This window comes from Peribacillus sp. FSL K6-1552 (assembly GCF_038005205.1).
Lineage (GTDB): Bacteria > Bacillota > Bacilli > Bacillales > DSM-1321 > Peribacillus > Peribacillus butanolivorans.
Genome location: NZ_JBBOST010000001.1, coordinates 1,809,796 through 1,830,444, shown reverse-complemented (window position 1 = coordinate 1,830,444; position 20,649 = coordinate 1,809,796). Strand labels below are relative to the sequence as shown.

Below are 20,649 nucleotides of genomic sequence, written 5' to 3'. Positions count from 1 at the left end.
GTTTTAATAATGTTAGATATAGGGGAAAAATTAAAGACTTTAAGGCAAGAAAAGGGCTATTCACCAATCGATTTAGAAGAATTGTCGGGTGTTCATAGAACTACTATAATTAGAATAGAAAATAATACACAATCTCCATCGATTGAAACCTTATTAAAGCTTTGTAATTCTTTAGAAACCTCCATTCCTTACTTTTTTGACAGTGAGGATATTTCAGCAGATATGATGAACTTAATTGACACAGCAAAAAAGTTATCACCAAACCAGAGACAAAAAATCACTGAAATGATTGAATCCTTTATAACGGGAAAGCAGTGAGAAAATTATTAATATTAACAAATACTTTTTAGTCTAAAAAATCTCAGAATGGTTATCTATATTTAGGAAATGTTCTTTTATAGTGCTATAAATCAAGTTAAGGCCATTTTTACTGTTCTCCAAAGACCAGCTGAATAAAGATTGCTTTTATTGCTCCACTAATATCGGCTAAGACTGTTGCCGCAGCTCATATTCCTAAAGATGTTTTATCCAATAAAAAACGGTGTTATTAAACTGTAATAAAATCAGAATATTTAACAGAAGATATTTGTGTAAGAGAAGAAGATATAATTAAGGTAAAAGAAGTTTTAAATCCCAAAGGACCACTTTTGTTTGTTTTGTCAAAAGTGGTCCTCAACTTTTTTCTGATCAGCTGTTAAAAATATGACAAGTTATCAGTTTAGTAGGGTAAATACAGGTTGCATTTTTTTGGTATTATTTGGATATTTGTTAGCATTTTAAATATATACCTTTAAGCCAGTCTTCCTTATTTAAAAATTGAATGTATAACTTATCACTCGCTATTCCAAATTGAACTAAATCTGAAATCGGTTAATACGGCTACAATTTCGCTTGTTTTTACTCGGGTTTGGCGAAGGTCTGATTCTCCTGTGTTTCCTCGTCCACTTTCTCTTCCAAAGCCAGTAGACAATAATATGAGAATTTTTCATTTCCTCTTTTTTAATACGCCCTTCAAAATCTGTTTCATTGAAGTAAATTCGCCAGGTTCCATTAGAAAATTATTGATCCCCCTATAGGCTTTGTAGACGTCAAAAACCATAGCAATTAACAATTAATCTATTTGAAAAAAAGATGCGAAAGTAAAAACCCCCTTACTCTTCATAAAAATACTCTGGAGAATATCTCATCCCCAAAGTATTTTTATACTAGTTAACTATTAATTTGATTAAAGTTGACTATCTACTTCTATATTCCTCGCCTAAAATTCCAAGATTTAATGAATCCTTATTATTGACATAACTTGTATAGTTTAATGCTGCCGCTTCAAAAATATCATCATCATCTATCCATTCCATAATTTCAAAGAATGTCTCGTTCGCTGTACGGGATTCAGGGCCAAACTCACCAATATAAATAACCCATGCATTATCTGGATCTGATACAATCCTATAATATTCTTGAACAATTGTTGAAGCCATTGGTCCATCGTATGGCCATGAAATAATTAAAACACTGCTATTCATACCGTAATTTTTAATTGCAGTTAATGCATCCTCCTGTTTTATTTTAAAGACAGGATAGATATCTTTATCTATGTTAAACTTTTCTCGAGTCGCTTCATCTTGGCAATCATCACTCTCAAATAAAGAATAATCATCAGATGCTATGATGTTAATATTTTGTTCGGATAATGCTTTGGCTAAAAAACCTCTTCCAGCTAAAACCTCTAAACATTGCTTGTCGCCTATCCAATCAGCTAAGGGTTTAACCCAATCTAATGATACATAAGCAAACATACCTTTACCTATCCACTCGTACTTAAAATTAATTTCATGCTCTTGATCTTCAAAGCTTGGCATTGTTTCTGGAATTGTAAACGGTTCTATTATCATATTATCCCCCGCTAAATTTTATTTTATTTTCACAATCCAATGAGGAATTGTCAGGATTGCAGAAAGCAGATTATACCCATACAAAAAATAATTTGAATTTCCAATAAGATAGGGAAGGCCAAATTAACCTCTAAAACGTTTAACATTGACCGTGATTTCTTGGGATATGGTAATATCAAAATTAGTTTTCGATTTTTCGATTACCTCTTTTTAGCACACACATCGTTGTAGGAAAGGTTGTCTATGCAAATAGTTTTGCCCCATATCTCTAACCGGCCCGTATAAGTACTCAAACTTGAGAACAGGCTTTCCACCTTCATGCCAAATTAAAGGATTGTCTTCTTTAGAAGGAGTCAAGTTAAATACCTCAGTCAATAGTGCTGAGGGATAGCTAAGTATACTCTGATTTATGAATTCGCCAATACCTCCGGCCTTAAAGAAATGGTATGTCATAATTTTGAGGTTCATATGTGCGGCCATTCATTGTTGTTTTTTTTCCAATCCCTAATAACCTATATCTTTTGTCCCGTAAAATGGAGTTTAATACTACCTCAACATCGGTAGCCGAAGAAAATGTTTGTAGCACTGCACCCAACACAACTTCATATTCAGACAAACCTGCATGTATATGCGGAAGAAACTGTTCTTTAATTAACTTTTTATTACCAGAAAGCCTTTCTAAATCTTCATCTATTACCCAAGCATCCATATTTGCCAATGGTGACGGACTTTGAAGTAACACAAAAGGTTCATCTGAAGTCAAAAGGGCCTGTGCGAGTGCCACTTTTGGGTCCTATTGACCACTCATACCAGTATGGGTCACCTTTACCTGCAGTAGGATTTTGATCATTCGTTGTCATTTGTGTCACCCCCAATAAAATTTGTAAACTCAAATTGATTAAGTCATTAATTTGATATTAAGCGCGTTAAAGTATTACTCATACCATTCTACCGGTATTAATTTTTTTCCATTTCTCCATATATCCACTTCATGAACCCCTTCTATATCTCCATAAATGGTATTGTCCGCATGGTCTAAAACAATACTTTGCCACTTACCTTTTTGAGATAAAATTGATTTTGAAAGTGTCTTAAAAATTTTCTTTACTGCATCCACATCTTCATCCTCAAATTTCGGGTCATATTCATTCTCATTACTATCTCGCTTTAACTTTGGAAAATATACTTGGCTGGGTTGATCAAAAATAACAAAACTAGGCACAGATGACCCTTCCAGTTCTAAAAAATATTCTTGCAATGAGCACATTAAAGCAATATGGAAAGACACCCAATTGGATGCACTTCCAACTTCCGCCATAAAATGCCAATGATTATCATTACTTAGAACCGATATATGTAAATCCTTAACACTAAATCTTGGAGCTATTTTCCTATACTTATCCTCCACATCCAAACCTTGTAGATGCTTTAGAATACCTTGAGAAATAATTGTTGTCGCTGTTTCAATACGCCTTTTTACAGTTTTAGGATCAACTAATTTAAGTAGTCCCTCATATTCCTCTTTCAATTTTTCAAGTTCTTTTTGGTAATCACCACCATCAGTTAGTTTCTCAAATGTTTCCATAGTTGCTTGTAGATGACCCAGAAATAAAAACATATTTTTCTTACTCTGGAACTCAGCCTGCGCTTCTTTATTACGTGCTATCATTAAATCAAACCGTTTTTGATGTTTTTCTTTTTCTTCTAATAGTCCCTCTAATTCTAATTTAATGCGTTCTTCTTCTCTTGAAAAGGAAGTAGGAACTTCCGCAACACTTTTTGCTTGTTCTTCATATTTTTTGAATGCATTAGAAATTTTAAAAAGTTCAGATTGGGTCTTAGGATGTTCTGTACTTCCACAGGTTGGACAGTTTTGTGCTTCTAAAGCTATATCTTCTAACCACTGTGAAATATGTAATCTCTCGACTCTCTTTCGAATAGTTCCACCGTAATCTATAAATCCTGTTTTCAATCGTTTAACATTGCTGAGTCTTTTCTTAACTAAAGCAATACTATTACTAATGAGTGCTTCATCTTCCTCTAGTTTTAAAATTTCATTATTAGCAGTTTCAATATTATTAAATTTTGTATTAGAATGGTCGGGTATAACTTCTAGAATTTGCTTTGCTATCTCTAATAATTCTTCCGGCGTGGTTGATTCGGTAACATCTTCTCCAATTATTCCATATTCTTTAGCGACTTTTATATGACCAAACATATTATTCATCCAGGAGTCTGAGATTGCCTTGACCTTGTCAAATTCTCGTGTTATTTGTTTAAGACTTTTTTCAACTTTTTGAAGACGCTGTCTGGCAGCAAGTATATCAATTGTCTCTGCTCCCAATATATAAGGAAACCAATTCCGTAATCGCTCTCGATGTTCATGAGCATGAGTTTTATAAAAGAGTATATTTTGATTCGCTACAATATCTTGATTTTGAAAAACAAATGCCATTAAATCTCTAAAACCCAACCGTGATTGGTAACCCTCTCTTTCATCCTCGCTACCCAAATTAAAGTAAGGTACATTAGTAATAGCATTAAGAATGTGCTTTACGCCCTCACTATTTTCGTTTGCCTCAACTATTATTGGAGGAATACTAACGATAGATCCACGAGACAAATAAAACTCATTAGATACCTTATTACCAACAGGTACTTTTCTAGAGATTAATATCTGTTCCGATTCTGTTTGAAACACAACGCCATACCATGATGCATAGTCACGAATTGTATCTATAGGTATAAAACAATCACTAGAAGCTAGACAATAGTCAATTATTGGAATTATCGCAGATTTCCCCGTTCGCGATGCTCCAGTTATTACGTTTACTTTTCCTGGTTCAAATTGAATAATTCTAGGTGCAAATTGCTTATTCTTGGGCCATATAATTAATTTTACTAATTGAAAATCCATTAAAATACCACCTTTAGATAGGCTGCAATAGTCGTGATATCATGTTTAGAAAACCACTTACCAAGTATCTCAGCCTTCTCCCCTTCACTTTTAATTTTACTTTTTAAAGCTTTGCCTCTCCTAGGTTGATTTTTTAAATCACAAGGATACAATTTGCCACTATCCGTATCCCAAATTATCAGTCCCTGAGTAATCGCAATATCAATAGCCCTCAATGTATATTCTCGTTTATCAATTACCCTCTCTTGTATAGTAAGCAATAAATCTGAGTCTTTATTATCTTCAAAACTACGCACATAGGATTGCAAAGAATCACGCCTATTACTTACTGGCTTTATAAGCCTTTCATTAGTTAAGATAGCAATAGCAACAAAATGTAAAATACCAACTGGAGCATCCCCATTTGGGTGCCCCTTACAATATCCATGAGTGAATTTCCAAAGTAGATATGCACCGATAATTGGAGTGTTCCAAATTTTTACTTCCTCTACCAATTTTCCCATGCTCAGCCCCCCTTTTTCACAAAAATTTCCTCCCAATTTGGATGCCATCCAAGGGCTAGTTCATCAGCTAAAGCATGATAGGTACCTGCAACAGTTGAATCTGGAGGATCCATATCTCTAATTGTAACTTGCCTTAACTTACATTCTAGTAACAACATTTGACCTAGTTCTTTTTCATTCAACTCCCCTTTTTTAGTAAGCAATATTAATTTACTTTTGTTCTTCCAAAATGATTTAAGTTTGTCTTCAAATTCTTCTGCTACACCTGTATCAATAATTTCACTTTCTATCCATTTCTCTCTATTTGTATCTGCTCTCATATAATCAACAACAGCTTCAATTATTTCATCTTCAGGTAAACCAATCTCTTCGAGTTGAATTAAATATAATGGACGAGTTTTAATTTGTGTTTTAATTATTTCCTTTCCATATGATTCCTGTAGTGTAAAATCAATCAACTCACGCCTACGTGCACGATCAAATTGAACTATAAATTGCTTATCAAATTCTTTCCAACTAATGATTGCATGTTCTCTAGCCGAAATTTTCTCAATGACTTCTTGGAATAACCAGCCACTAAGATTATTCGAAATAAATCCTATTTGACTTTTCGGAACATGCTGCCTAAGAAGCTCCTTATGAACTTCATCATATCCGGTACCATTTCCTATTTGAACTTCAAATCTCTCTACTAATTTAATTAGTAATTTTTCATTTTTATTTATAACGAAATCATAATACTCCCAAATATCATGATCTGATTTTATACCTTTTAATTTGTTTTTTGCATAATCAATTGCTGCCTGAGCCTCTACTCTATTTTGGGCAGAACTAAATTTACTAGCAATCCCTTTTCTACCGCTTTGATTGCTATACAAAATAAACTTAGAATTTAATATATTGAGGTCGCCGCTGATATTCGCTTTTATCCAATTCGATAGTGTCTTCCATAAATCTGTTGACTTATCAGTAATTGGATTACCATTTATAGATGATTTATCTTCTTCAGTAATCAACCCACCTTCTGCATTCAAAATAGCAACATCACCTAAAACTTCTATACAAACTGATTCATCTGGACTGCATTTTAGTAGGTGGTATAATGCACGGGGAAACTGAAGCGAATAACCTAATAATTGACCAGGCGCATTAGAATTCATTCACAACCTCCAATCTTCGTATCAAGAGATATAATTTAACAACACATGTTGTAAATAGAAAAATAAAACATTATTATTAATTTTTGGTATATTACTACACAACTATTTTACCATTAAGACAAACTAACCAACAGTCTTGCTCGACAAAAAATATGTAAAAAAAAGAGAACTAATGTCCTCTCACTAAAAATTAGTACTCTAATATAAAGGCTGTGTTCATAAAGATTGTTGTTTTTGCCTAAATTAAATTTACAACAAAAAAGCAAAATTTAACCAAAGGAAAAGATTCAGCTACTTGCTTTGAGAGTCTTGGAGCAGAGAGTCCACCTACATCTGTAATTACCCATCCTGGACAGACCACGTTTATTCATCTGCAGCTTCTCCATTACCAAATAAAGATGCCAGTGGAATACTACACAACCAAATATACTCGCAATAAGGGCTTTTTCAGGATCAAAGTACAAAAAAGAATGACCCAAAGTACGGACTAATAGACCAAATAAGTGCTAATAAAGTTATAGGTAACCAAGCAAACACAGTAATTTTATTTCGTTCAAAATATACGAAACTACAATTAATAAAATGAAAAAACTTATCCCAATTATATTATCACCCAAAGTAATGCGATAAATCATTAAACCAATAATTATAACTCCAGCTATTAGGTTAAATATAAGGGATTTATTCATCGTTTATGGCTGCTCATTTCTCCATCAAATCCTTGAAATTGATAATCGAGAATTAATTTGTTTCCTTCTTTAGAAATATTATTCACTTTAATCATCAAATCTGTGCGTTTACGGCCTTTCTATATTACGTAAGGATATTGAAGCACTAACAATTTTTAACTTCGCTGTAAAATGACATAATAAGGAAATGTAGCCCTCTGAGAAAATCGGTTAAAATTTCCTTATCAACCCTCTACCTTTTTAAAATTTTGTGTAAGCCATAAAGGATTCTATGAGGTGTGTAAGTTTCTCCGACATTTTCATACTCAAATCCTGTCCTCATTTCATCAACAACATTTCCTAAATCTCGATCAAGAGCACTACTTTTGGTTGGCATTAAAGCTTCAATTTCATCAGCTCTTTTTTTCACTTCTGATTTAATTTCTTCTGTTAGTCAAACATCTTCTTTACCTTCGTCAAAATTGGGTCATTTTCGTCAGCATTTCGAGATTTGTAGAAGTAATCGCTATTGAGAATCTTGTCAAAATACTCGAAATTGTCTTTAACCACTTTTTGGAGCTCTGGAGTGATAGCTGCTTATCGAGCATCTATTCTATCTTGGTTAGAAACTTTGATAAATTCTTCAAGTTCGTCATTTTTCTTACCTCCAGCTTGGTATGAGTATCCAGTCAGTTCTCCTTTACCTTCGCTTATTGCTATATTAAGGTCATTTAACAAGCCTTTCATGTAATTGATAGTTTGTTTCATTCTCTTAGTCGGTGGATTCCAATACTTTTGATCATCATATTCTGAGGGATGTCTTTTTGGTAAGGTAACCCCATCTAAAACTTTGGCTTGTTCGCCTTTAATTATGAATGATAGGGACTCTATATTTTTGAAGTCTTTTTCTATGAATTCACCTTCGACCTTTATAGGTAAATCTAGTAGAGAGTAATCTAGAGATGTAGTTGCCTCATAGTTAATTATTCCTGTAGTTGTCTGGTATTTTAAATGGCAAGTAACAAGCTAAGCTATATAAGCTTTCCTATAGATTTGAAGAACCTAAGTAGACATTACTTTAAGGTGTCTTGGGTGTTATTTAACTTCCATTCGTTATGCTTTTAGTAGGGGAAGTTTATAATTGAGATATACTTACACTCCCAAAATCTATAAACCTTAAATAAAAACCCTCTCAAACGATAATTTTTGAGAGGGTTTTATTTAACTTGTTCCTCAAAATGCTCTGTTAGTACATTTTTGAACTAATCTGTCCCTTTTGTGGAACAATCAAAATCCTATATCAACAACGGGTTTTAATCAAACTTTTTTATAATATACAGTGATATATCGCTGGCCAAGAATCCCCATCATAAGAGTTGATATCACCGTTTACGCATTAACAATTGATCACAATCTACAATATTATTACAAAGTGAGAAGCCTATACTATTAAAGAAATTACTTGCCTCTATATCAAAGGGATCTGCTACGATTTCTTCTGTAGAAGCCTTAGATATTGCAAACTCAACTAATTCCTTCCCAATTCCTTTTTTTCGATAATTGGGATGAACAAATAATACACCTATTAACGTAAAAAAAGAATTAGCAAAATTATCTATACTCTCAAAAAGATAATCAACGGTCTCTTCAGAAAATCGGATCAATCCAACCAATTCGCCAGTATTATCAAAGTAGCCGTATACATTTATTTCATCATCTTCGTAATCATCAATGAACTGGTGGATAGTATCCATAATTACCTCATCACTTATAGAAAATTCATCAGTACTCATTTTGTCTTCAAACATATAAAACTCTTGTTTTTTTACAATTCTAATCATTATAAACTTTACCTTTCTATTCGCGTTTTAGTTTAAAATCAAAAAAGTTATCGTAAGTTTCTCAAACTCACAAAATTGGGTAACATTTCAACCGGATTTCCTCATCCTGCAGTCTGTGATGGGAGTATATTATAAGTATCTAATTCATTCAAGATGACGAAGAAAAACATGGACGATAATTACTTACTTCCTTAAAAGTTTAAATTTGGTCATAAACAAATAACCACTTTTCTCACGACCAAGATAAGAATTGATATTCAACTTGCGGAAGCTTTATGCAAAGCACTAGAAGCTCTTTTGAAGTAGGTATTATCTAATTCGAAACCAATAAAGTTCCGATTTAGATTTATAGCCGCCTGTCCTGTTGATCCTGAACCCATAAAACAATCTAATACTGTTTCACCTTTATTGGTATGGGTTGCAATGATTTTTTCGAGTACAGGAACTGGCTTTTGACAAGGGTGAAATCTCACTTTCCCACTAACTATAGGTGCTTCATAAGAAGCCCTATCATAATAAGAATTAAACGTTCTTTTTGTCCCTTTAGTATAGGAAATAAAACACTCTCTTGAATTTGACAAATAATTTACTTTCGCATTAATTGGTACCGGATTGGTTTTTTCCCAAAACCCTATTCTTTTTTGTTTCAGCTTCAGCTTTTCTGCAACTAGTGATATATCGCTCATTTTAAAAATATCGTAAAAAATGACCATTGTTCCACCCGGAACGAGTACTCTTTTAAATTCTTGTAAAAGGGAAAACCAATTTAATCTATTCTCTTCTAAATCCCATTTACCAAATTCCATTGAAATAGAACCATATTTTTTTTGGTCACCGCCACCCCTTTTAAAATTCGTCTTTCTAGATATAAAATATGGTGGATCCGTACAGATTAAATGAACAGAATTACTATCAATCTTTTTAATTTCATTAAAGACATCACCATTTATTAATTTCAATTCTCCTGCTGATTTACCTAGAGTCATTTTATTTATCCCCAATCTTGATTTAATTCTCATAGTTGACTAAGTGTTTGAATTAAATTCTATTTATCTAAAAAAAACTAGGGGAGACTTGATCTTTTTTAATAAATTAATTATTTTCTCCAAAAATATCGTATGAATAGCCTAATTAGGGCGTTTTATTTCTTTATAACTTTTCTAAATGAAAAAGCCACCATTAAATGGCAGCTTAATCTAAAAACAATATATCCTAAATGGGAATAAAGTAAGGATATTAAATTATGTCGAATTTATAGTAATTTGTTGGTTTTCACAATTCTAGCCTGAAATTTTTTTTGTTCGAAAGTTAAACGTGTATTCAGGATATTTATTTAGATTTGGAGTCCGGATAAGTATGTGGCATCCGGTATTTTCCATGCTAAAAGGGTGAACAAGAATTTTCAGATAGCAGAAATTCAAAATTCATATATTGGTGGGTTAGAACATGTCGAGAGGAACATTTATTAAAAAAACAAAGGCTTTTCTCCATCTAATTTTTTTATCAATAGTTCCAGCATCCCCCTAATGCAATGTTTTAACGCGTATTGGTGACCCCCAAAACCTTTATTCGTGAAGATTCTCGCTCCTAATTCTATTAAAAAATGATGACAGTATCTCTCTGATTGATCTGCTAATTTTAGATAATCATTAATTTCATTAATCATTTGATTATCAACATCAATCCCGTATAGTTTCTTTCTTAATACCGAAATGCTCAGTAAAAGACTTAAAGAAGTGGAGTAGATAGGGAAAACTTCAAATTTAGACGTGATTGAACAAGCAGGTCTTTCATCAAGTACGCCTGTTATTATTCCTTCGGGCCTTCCATCTGTTAAGGAAGTATCGCTTAAAAGAAAGGTAAGCGACGGAACGATAATCTCTGTTCAACTTGCTCAATAAATATATTTAAGAGCATAGTGACTTATTGTGATCTAGGCTTCTATAAAAGTTTTTTCACTCTCTACAAGAACAGATCGAAACGGGAACTATAGATTTGAGCAAACCACTCAAAAAGGGGTAACACTAGTAGATGTTACCTCTTTTTGTCTTACATTTTTATTTAGAGGCTGAGTAGTTACGATTTACCTGAGCCAGACACCCCAAGAGATATATTAAGATTGACATTTTTTAAATTATTCTCATGAGCTCCACGAATCACAATCGAATCATCCATCTTATGACCAACTTTTAGTAACCTGGGCAGATTTCATTTGGACATGAAAAAAATACCCCTCCCGTACGGAAACGTATTTTTTTTACATTTGAAAAGCTTGTTTTCCAACGTGATCTGCCTCTTTTATGATTAAGCCCAGCCTCTGAAACATGAAGCCTCTGCAAGCTTTTTGATTCCCACCATATAAGCAGCAAGACGCATATCCACTTTATGTGTTTTTGATATTATGTACACATTTTCAAAAGAATCAACCATAATCTTTTTCAGCTTTTTGTCCACTTCTTCTTCCGTCCAGTAGTAGCCTTGATTATTTTGTACCCATTCAAAATAGGATACCGTCACACCGCCGGCATTGGATAGAATGTCCGGAACAAGAAAAACACCCCGTTCATTTAAAACCTTAGTTGCTTCAAGGGTTGTTGGGCCATTTGCTGCTTCAACTACAATCGATGCTTTAATATCATATGCATTTTGCTCGGTTATTTGGTTCGAAATTGCAGCAGGAACTAAAATATCACAATCTAATGCGAAAAGTACTTTGTTGGAAATGGTATTGTTAAAAAGCTTAGAGAATGTTCCAAAGCTGTCTCTGCGATCGAGCAGGTAATCAATATCCAGTCCATTCGGATCGGCAATTGCCCCGTAAACATCAGATACGCCTACAACCTTTGCCCCGGCATTATGCATAAATTTGGCCAAGTAGCTTCCAGCATTTCCAAAACCTTGAATAACCACGCGAGCATCTTTTAGGTCAATTCCTTTTTTCTTAGCTGCCTCCTCAATGACAATAGCTACACCACGGGCAGTTGCCGTTTCACGCCCTTTTGAGCCACCCAAGACGATTGGTTTACCAGTAATAAATCCTGGTGAGTCAAACTCGCGCAAATGGCTGTATTCATCCATCATCCACGCCATGATTTGCGAGTTGGTGTATACATCTGGTGCAGGGATATCTTTATTGGGACCAACGATCTGGCTGATTGCACGAACATAACCTCGGCTTAAGGATTCAAGCTCTCTCACTGACATTTGACGCGGGTCACAAATGATTCCACCTTTACCACCACCAAATGGAAGATTGGTAATTCCACATTTTAAGCTCATCCATATCGATAACGCTTTTACTTCGGCTGCATCTGCTTCCGGATGGAAGCGAATGCCTCCTTTAGTCGGACCAACAGAATCATTATGCTGTGAACGATAGCCTGTAAATACTTTAACGGTTCCATCATCCATTCTTACTGGGATGCGAACCTCCAAAAACCGTAATGGTTCTTTTAACAACTCGTACATTTGTTGTCCAAAGCCTAATCTTTCTAAGGCTTCATGAATAACCCTCTGCGTAGAGTGATACATTTCTAAAGATTCTTGTTCCTCTTGTTGTTGTTTTTTAATTTCGTTTAAAACAGCACCTACAGCCATTGGTGACACCTCTTACTATTTATTATTTAAAGCATGAAGCTTAGCCCGAGGTACATTTTTTCAGCTTTAAATTCTTTTTTTGACCAACTGAACATCGCATGTCAAACTTTCAATCGTAACCGAAACCAATCCATTGATATAATCATCCTGAATATTTTCGCGGATAATAATTTCAGGCAGATGTTCTCTTGGGATGATTTCCAGGCAACCATTAAAAATATCCTCCAGCATGTCCGACTTAACCAGTTCCCCTGTTAACGCGATGGTGGCAGGGTTAATAACTGCAATTACTGATGTAATTATTTTTACAACCAGCGGTACAAGACGACCATCCTTGTTAAGCTCATAAACTAATTGTTCCTGTGGAACATCCAGTGGCAGATAAGATACTTCCCCGGCAAAGTTCGTATTGCCTTTTACAACATGACCGCCAACGATGACTCCGGACCCTATACATTTGTCTTTTGGAAAATTAATCACCGCTATATTTTGGTCAGGATCATAATTTTGTTTTCGATAGAACCCTAATGCTTTTAAATTCATATCGTTTTCAACGATAATCTTCTTGTCAAAAACTATTTTGAGTTCTTTCTCCAAAGGGAAATTAGTAAGATTCTTAATATCACATTCACCAACGACCACACCTTCATAAACCACTGCAGGAACACCAATACCAATCGCCTTAATAATCTTGTAATTTGCAATCAACCTATCAATGTGATGAACTATTGATTGATACGTTATGTTATCTACGGTAACGGAATCTTCTTCGATTATTTCCCCAACAAGATTTGTTACTGCGTAAGCAATCTTATAGATCCCTTGTTGATAACTAAGATCAATACAAGCAACATATGAGTAGTTGGCATTATACATAAAACGTCTTGCAGGCCGTCCCCCACTCGGCTGTTCCAAGTCGATTTCAATAACTTCTCCACTTTCGATCAGTTCATTTAGGATATTCCCGCAGGTTGCCACACTTAGTCCAGTTATATTAGATATTGACTGTTTAGTCCCATATACCAATTCAATTAACGCATCTTTTACTAATTCAACGTTAATCTGTTTAATCCTAGTGGTATTGCTGATAACTTGATTCATGCTTTTCCTCTCCAAGTCTTTCGCTAAACACAATTAAAAGCGTCTACTCAGGATCAATACACTTTTTATAGGCTTACCTTGGTATTGCCTAATTTCGAGAAAATTTTATCCATTTTCTCAAGAGTTATAGCTACATCATCCACTGTGTGTTGGGACGTAATACCATAATGAGCTGGTGATTTAGGGCCTGCCGTATCATGGAAGAATAACCCGTTTGGTAAACACTCAGCTATGAATCTTTTGTAAAGATTTCGATCCATTTTCTCAGCAACTTTTCTGAAATCAAAATCGTCTTCGGGGTTTTCAACTCCAAAATAAATGGCAAATCTAGCTCCTATTCCTCTAACATGACCAGGGACTCCATGTTTTTCAAAAAGCTTGTTCATGCCACCATATAAAGCATTTCCCACTTCTTCTATATGATTATAAAAACCTGGTTCCATAGCCATATTTAGGCACTCGATTGTTGCTAATACCGGCATAAGCGCACCCGAATATGTACCGCTCATAACCGTTTTTCCTAAAGGATTCAGGCAGTTCATAATTTCTTCCTTACCAAGAATAACCGAGATTGGGAAACCGCCACCGATTGCTTTCGCTGCAGTAGTAAGATCCGGAGTAACTCCATAATATAATTGTGCGCTTCCTGGACTCATGCGAAGCCCAGTAATGACTTCATCAAAAATCAGGACAATTCCTTCTCTGTCGCATAATTCACGGACTTGCTCTAAATATTCTTTTCTTGTTGCATAGCATCCACAGTTAAAGCTAATTGGCTCAAGAATAATCGCAGCTAAGTTGTCCTTATATTTCTTAACGGCATGTTCTAATGCATCAATATCATTAAACACCACATTTTTTACAACTTCTTTTGAAACGTCAGGGAATCCTAAAGAATCAGGTACCGATTCAACTTCTCCGTATTGATCAATTTTTGCTGTAGTGTTGTGATTGTACCAAATCATTTCATGCATTCCATGAAAATGTCCTTCAAACTTAATGACTATGTCTTTTCCAGTATAGCTTCTTGCCAAACGGATTGCTCCGAGAGTCGCCTCTGTACCTGTGTTGCAAAGACGCATTTTTTCAGCACTTGGAAAAATCTTACGGAACAATTTCGCTAATTCTATATGATATTCCGTATCGAAGTTCATGAAAAAACCCTTTTCCACTGCCTTGTCTATAGCGGCTCTTAGCCTTGGATGTTCGTATCCAAATAATGCTGCACCTGCACATGCATAATAATCAATATATTCATTACCATCAACATCGTATAGTCTGGATCCGGATGCTCTGTCCAAATAAAGCGGCTGTCCGAAAATACCATGATATCTGCCGCCCGCTGAAACTCCTCCAGGCATGTACTTTTTGGCTTCTTCATATAAACCATGCTGTTTATTCGCTCCAACTTGACCCATTTCAATTCCTCCTTTTTACACTAAGAATAAATGATCTTATGGTTTTCTTGATTCAAAATAAGATTCCTCCCCTTTTCCTAAAGAAAAAGGGAGGAAACAGCTTATTGAAATATGTTCGCTTTATAGTTTTAATTTAAACCGTAGCTGCTATTAAAGAACTTATTTATTTATTAGCTCATTAGCCAGTTTCTTAACTTCAGATGTGTATCTGTCAAAATCCAGGAAGTCTCCCATGCCGTCTTCGTGATTGAATAGCTTCTCTTTCGGAGAAACATCACAGAAGCCATAGGTCTTCAGTCTGGAGAATTCAGCACAAGTGTATCCGCCACCTTCATAACCGATACCGGTCTGCTTTGTGCCGCCGAACGGCTGATCATTATGTCTTAAAGCGCTGGAGCCGTTAACCCAAACAGCAGAAGACTCGATGCGCTCTGCGAAATAGTAGGATTTCTTCAGATCCTTTGTAACAACAGAAGCACTCAAACCATACTTGGACTGGTTAGCAATTTCAATGGCCTCTTCATCCGTTTCAAATGTGATGATCGGAATAATAGGTCCGAAGACTTCCATGTCTTTGGCAATATCCATATCCTTGGTTACGTTGTCAAGAATGGTAACGTCCATGGCACTACCGTCGCGTTTGCCGCCATAGATAATGTTTGCGCCCTGCTCAACAGTGTGCTTGATCTGAGCCTCAACTCTCTCAGCAGCTTTAACAGTGACAAGACGGGTCAGATCAGCTGTTGGATCTGTAGCATGACCGCGCTTCAGGCCTTCACAGAACTTAATTAGGCACTTAACGAAGGCATCTTTGGCTCTCTTATGAACGATTGTTCTCTTCGGAGAAGCACAAACTTGACCATTGTTTTCGATAATGCGACCCCAGCCCAAACATTCAATAGCTTTTACCATCTGTTCCGGATCATCAGCAACTTCTTCAGTAATGATCAGCGGGTCATTACCACCGAGCTCCAGATGAACATTTTTGATGGTAGGAGCAGCATAACGCATCATATCAGAACCAGAATCTGTACTACCAGTCATAGCAATGGCTGCAACCTTCGGGTTAGTCAGCAGGTTTTTAGTGGTATCTTCCTTGCTAGCAGTAATGAAATGAAGAGCCTCTTTCGGAACGCCAGCCTCGTAAGCCAAGTCAATCAGGAGCTTTACATTACAGGCTGCATGATTATCAGCTTTAACAATACAGGTATTGCCCATCAGCAGTGCGGGAACAATTTTCTGCATTGTCAGTTCAACAGGGTAGTTGAACGGAATTATGCAGGCAATTACGCCCAGAGCCTCACGTTTTGTGAATATGACGTGATTTTCATAACCTTCACTGCTGTCGCACAAAACCTGGCCGTACAGGTGCTTGCCAACTTCAATGTTGGCTCTGCCGATTTCAGCGGCATAGGTGGTTTCTGCTCTTGACTGTGTGATCGGCTTACCCATCTCTTTGGACATGAACATGGCGATTTCTTCTCTATGCTCATCAACGAGGTCGCTAAACTTATACAGAATTTTACCTTTTTCAAAGAGCGGTACATTTTCCCATCTAGGCTGAATCGCGTAAGCAACATCAACCATCTCTGCAATTTCTTCTCCGTTATAGTATGGAACGGTACCAACTACTTTACCGTTTGACTCATCAATAACTTCCAACGTTTTCATATTTGTCACAGTAGATGCCATGATTGAATTCCTCCTGATTAAATTGTTTTTTTGTTTACCAATATTTTTGTTACTGTTATCTTTTGCTACTTGATAGAGTTGTTTTTTAAAGTAATAGTCAAAATGTATGTAACTCTATTTTTCCTCCTATCGAAGTTTTAACAACACTTTCGTTAAGTGTTATCGTATGTCTTATGTTATCACCCGTTTTTTAAGGTGTCAACAAAAAAACTAAATTTTTTCAATTTTATTTACACTTCTTTTTTATGTATTTTTTAAGTCTTCGTTTTTTCAATCTCAGGCAGATTTTATTTGTTCATAAAAAGTTGAAGAAATGAAATTTCTATAAGTGAGGAATTAAAAGTGAAATATTTCAGAAAGAGAAAGGCTGCAACCAAAGATCAGAGAAAGGCCAAACAATTAGCATTCAAATTGTTTGAATACAGGTAAAGAAGTCAACATAACCAGCTGAAATCACGACAAAAAAGGATAAAAGAGAGTTGAATGCTAACAACTTTCTTTTATCCTTTTCTTGTTTTTCCCTTAAAAAATTCTTTTTTTCACAAGCTGAACGTCACATGCTAAACTTTCAATCGTAACTGAAACTAAACCATTAATATAATCATCATGGATATTTTCTCGTACAATGATTTCTGGCATATGTCCTTTTGGTACGATTTTACTACAACCGGAGATAATATCTCCCATCATGTCGGATTTAACCAATTCACCTGTTAACGCTATTGTGGCAGGGTTAATAACTGTGATAATCGATGTAATGATTTTTACAGCCAGCCGTAAGAACTGGTCATCTTTTTCAAGTTCTTTAATTAAATCATCCTGAGATAAACCGAGAGGCAAATAGGATACCTCGCCGGCAAAGTTCGTATTCCCTTTGATAATATGTCCGTCGACAATTATCCCAGATCCGATACAGTTGTCTTTTGGAAAATTAATAACCGCTATACTTTTACTATTATGAAAATTTTGTTTTCTATAAAACCCTAACGCTTGTAGATTCATATCATTTTCAACGATAATTTCTATTGGAAATAGTTTTTTAAGCTGTTTCTGCAAGGGCAGATTGCTAAGCTCCTTAATATCACAATTTCCAACGACATCACCTTCACAAACCACGGCAGGAACACCAATACCAATTGCCTTAATGATCTCATATTTTGCAACTAATTTTTCAATAAGGCTAACAATTGATTCATAACTTATACTATCTACTATAACAGAATCTTCCTCTATTATTTCACTGACAAGGTTGGTTACAGCGTGAGTTATCTTATTGACACCTTTTTCATAACTTACATAAATGCAAGCAACATAACAGTAGTTAGCATTATACATAAAACGTCTTGCTGGACGTCCGCCACTCGGCTGTTCTAAGTCAACTTCAATAACTTCTCCACTCTCGACCAGCTCATTTAGGATGTTTCCACAGGTTGCAACACTTAAGCCCGTTTCACTGGATATAGTTTGTTTTGTACCATATTTCAATTCAATTAACGCATCTTTAACCATTTCAACGTTAATCTGTTTTATTTTTGTGGTGTTGCTGATAACTTGATTCATTTTTTCCCTCTCCATGTCTTTTGATACTACTTATTATATGTATATTTTATATCAAGGGCAAGTATTTGATAATCTTGAATACTAAAAACGGGTAGCGAAGAAATTTAAATGGAACAGGGAAACAGTCTCCATTTTAATTTTCGATCACCACCCTAGTATATAACTAGTATTGTTAATGCTGTCTTTCAAACATCTCTGCTTCTGTATATCATACTTGAGAACAGCATAACAAATCTTTAATTCTACTCTACGAATGAAACCTTCAAAGACGGTTTTCCTATGGCGATAACTTTAATACGTGTCTCCACATATGTGTCTTCGGTATTTGAAGTAAAAGCCTCTGTGTAGATGTCTTCGCGATTCTGAAGAACATTAACATTATAAGAATTACTCATGGCCCCTTTCACTGTTGCCGCCACATATTTTTTCGCACCGGAGATAGCGTATTCTACGGAAGATTCCAAATCATTGAAACTTTCTCTAGACCATGGAGCATGAACAATGAAGCATGTTGTAACCTGATCTGGCCTTATTAAAACTTCAACAGTTTCCATAACTTGCCCTACTGCTGCACCCACTGCATTGGCGACTTCTGAATGTTCCGGAATCATCAACGAAGTATTAAGTTTTTCACTAACCTTATGCATCCATGCTGAAACTGGAGCCCCAACGGCTACTATTGGCTTTTTTAATGTATTCTTTACCAATACCCCAAATTGATCTTTATTTCTTAAATATGTTGGGCCCGTTTTATCGATAAAATTAATACTCTGATTTTCAAATTCAGAAAGACTTAGTAAACAGGCGTAACACAATTTGTTCGTTATGAATTCATTGGCCATGTCTAAAAATTTCCGAATCGACTGATTTAATCGCTCTGCAAATATGTTAACACCTATTTCAGCAATTCTCTTATCCCATTTATTATATCTTCCTTCTGCATGCAAAATATCAGTAGGTGTTAACGAAATACGGGCGATAACACCCGTATCTACCAAAGGCTGCAACTCTAAATGATCTGGGTTTTTATCTAACTTATGAGCTATATACAAAAGGCTATGCGGTCGTTCCTCCAAAATTTTAATGATCTCCATTTCAAGCTGACCTAATTCTAGCTTTCCTGGCTTTTTAACAAGCATGAAACAATCAGTTTTCTGTGCAGAACATAATTGATACTCTTCTTTTTTTCTAAACGTTTCTAACTCTTCAGATAAGTGAGGATATCTTTTACCCAAAACACAAAGCGGCCAAACTTTTTGAGGTCCAATTTCAAGTTGACCTTCCATATTAATATGTAAATAACTGTCTCCACCTATTCCAAAAGTAAATATTTCCGCCGCCTCCACCCTGGTTAGCCAGCCACCTACTTGTGCTCCTTCCCTTCTTTTTCTTACAACACCTTCCATCAAAATTGCGATATCTGTGGTAGTTCCTCCCATGTCCATGATGATTGCATCATTTTGATCTGTTAAAAAGATCCCTCCAATGATGCTGGCCGCCGGTCCTGAAAGAATAGTTTCTATTGGCTTCTCAGTAGCCAAAGATTCATGCATTAAACTGCCGTCACCTTTAACAATCATTATTGGAACATTAATTTTGTATTTTTGAAGAACAGTCTTAGTAGCATTAATTAAATCCATAATAATCGGTATTAAACTGGCATTTAAAATGGATGTTACTGTTCTTTCATAAAACCCAAGAGAAGACGTTAGCTCATGTCCACAAGCAACCGGTATGTTCAGCATTTCCCTAACCTTGCTTTTTACATATAATTCATGCTCAGGGTTTCGTACGCTGGCATATCCCGAAATAGCTATGGCATCAACTTTACCTCTGAATTGTTCAATTGCATCTCCAACTTGTTGCCCCTCGAGATTTTTTATAACTCTACCCTTTATATCAAATTTTCCATCTAAAAGGACAATATTATCGGATGGGAGCTTTCCCTTAGGCCAATCACCAATTAAAATAACTCCAGTTTTACACCCTTTCCCCTCCACAATCGCATTCGTTGCTAAAGTTGTAGATAATGATACTAAGGAAATATTTCCAAAATCTCTAAAATTAAGGTTTCTCATGCATTTTTCTATACCTATTGTTAGATCTTCTCTAGTAGTTAAAGACTTGGCCTTATGCAATATTTTCTTATCTCCATATTCCACAATTACTCCATCAGTGTAAGTGCCACCCGTATCAATCCCCAATATCAATGACATAATTTCCCTCCTATTTATAAACCCCATGCCATTTAAAAGACATGGGGTTTATATGGAATTACATACTTAAATTTAATCCAACTA

16 protein-coding genes are annotated in these 20,649 nt (G+C 35.3%); 1 reads left to right on the top strand and 15 read right to left on the bottom strand.

The annotated features are described in order from the left end of the window. Positions 1 to 9: 9 nt before the first annotated feature. Positions 10 to 318, top strand: coding sequence for a helix-turn-helix domain-containing protein (locus tag NST21_RS08835; protein ID WP_340888723.1), 309 nt, complete (start codon positions 10 to 12; stop codon positions 316 to 318). A gap of 917 nt (positions 319 to 1,235) precedes the next feature. Here the strand turns inward: NST21_RS08835 and NST21_RS08830 are convergent. From NST21_RS08830 to NST21_RS08760, 15 genes are all read right to left on the bottom strand, one after another. Next, positions 1,236 to 1,892, bottom strand: a complete 657-nt coding sequence (locus tag NST21_RS08830) for a hypothetical protein (RefSeq protein WP_340888722.1) — start codon at positions 1,890 to 1,892, stop codon at positions 1,236 to 1,238. Positions 1,893 to 2,325: 433 nt separating this feature from the next. Beyond that, positions 2,326 to 2,676 carry a hypothetical protein gene (locus tag NST21_RS08825; protein ID WP_340888721.1) on the bottom strand — a complete coding sequence of 117 codons (351 nt, stop codon included), beginning with the start codon at positions 2,674 to 2,676 and terminating at the stop codon, positions 2,326 to 2,328. A gap of 150 nt (positions 2,677 to 2,826) precedes the next feature. Next, positions 2,827 to 4,809: a DUF3732 domain-containing protein gene (locus NST21_RS08820; protein ID WP_340888720.1), complete on the bottom strand. Its 1,983-nt coding sequence runs from the start codon at positions 4,807 to 4,809 to the stop codon at positions 2,827 to 2,829. Beyond that, positions 4,809 to 5,312: a three component ABC system middle component gene (locus NST21_RS08815; protein ID WP_340888719.1), complete on the bottom strand. Its 504-nt coding sequence runs from the start codon at positions 5,310 to 5,312 to the stop codon at positions 4,809 to 4,811. Before NST21_RS08815 ends, NST21_RS08820 begins: the two co-directional genes overlap by 1 nt. Before the next feature lie 2 nt (positions 5,313 to 5,314). Continuing rightward, a complete protein-coding gene (locus NST21_RS08810) occupies positions 5,315 to 6,472 on the bottom strand; it encodes an ABC-three component system protein (protein WP_340888718.1) in 1,158 nt (385 codons plus the stop codon). A gap of 921 nt (positions 6,473 to 7,393) precedes the next feature. Next, positions 7,394 to 7,570 carry a hypothetical protein gene (locus NST21_RS08805; protein WP_340888717.1) on the bottom strand — a complete coding sequence of 59 codons (177 nt, stop codon included), beginning with the start codon at positions 7,568 to 7,570 and terminating at the stop codon, positions 7,394 to 7,396. Between the two features lie 167 nt (positions 7,571 to 7,737). Next, entirely contained in the window at positions 7,738 to 7,908 is a 171-nt protein-coding gene (locus tag NST21_RS08800) for a hypothetical protein (protein WP_340888715.1), read from the bottom strand. 614 nt (positions 7,909 to 8,522) lie between these two features. Next, on the bottom strand, positions 8,523 to 8,981 hold the full coding sequence (locus tag NST21_RS08795; protein WP_340888714.1) for a GNAT family N-acetyltransferase: 459 nt from the start codon (positions 8,979 to 8,981) through the stop codon (positions 8,523 to 8,525). Between the two features lie 257 nt (positions 8,982 to 9,238). Further along, on the bottom strand, positions 9,239 to 9,967 hold the full coding sequence (locus NST21_RS08790; RefSeq protein ID WP_340888713.1) for a DNA-methyltransferase: 729 nt from the start codon (positions 9,965 to 9,967) through the stop codon (positions 9,239 to 9,241). A 1,318-nt stretch (positions 9,968 to 11,285) separates the two neighbouring features. Beyond that, positions 11,286 to 12,512, bottom strand: a complete 1,227-nt coding sequence (locus NST21_RS08785; protein ID WP_340892482.1) for a Glu/Leu/Phe/Val family dehydrogenase — start codon at positions 12,510 to 12,512, stop codon at positions 11,286 to 11,288. A 132-nt stretch (positions 12,513 to 12,644) separates the two neighbouring features. Further along, complete coding sequence (locus NST21_RS08780) at positions 12,645 to 13,679, bottom strand: ROK family protein (RefSeq protein ID WP_340888712.1); 1,035 nt, start codon at positions 13,677 to 13,679, stop codon at positions 12,645 to 12,647. Between the two features lie 65 nt (positions 13,680 to 13,744). Beyond that, positions 13,745 to 15,097, bottom strand: a complete 1,353-nt coding sequence (locus NST21_RS08775; protein WP_340888711.1) for an aspartate aminotransferase family protein — start codon at positions 15,095 to 15,097, stop codon at positions 13,745 to 13,747. Positions 15,098 to 15,256: 159 nt separating this feature from the next. Continuing rightward, positions 15,257 to 16,789, bottom strand: a complete 1,533-nt coding sequence (locus NST21_RS08770) for an aldehyde dehydrogenase family protein (protein ID WP_340888710.1) — start codon at positions 16,787 to 16,789, stop codon at positions 15,257 to 15,259. Positions 16,790 to 17,311: 522 nt separating this feature from the next. After that, the gene (locus NST21_RS08765) at positions 17,312 to 18,349 is read right to left on the bottom strand and encodes an ROK family protein (protein ID WP_340888709.1); all 1,038 of its coding nucleotides are present in this window, start codon (positions 18,347 to 18,349) and stop codon (positions 17,312 to 17,314) included. Between the two features lie 242 nt (positions 18,350 to 18,591). Next, positions 18,592 to 20,559, bottom strand: coding sequence for a hydantoinase/oxoprolinase family protein (locus tag NST21_RS08760; protein WP_340888708.1), 1,968 nt, complete (start codon positions 20,557 to 20,559; stop codon positions 18,592 to 18,594). Positions 20,560 to 20,649 lie beyond the last annotated feature (90 nt).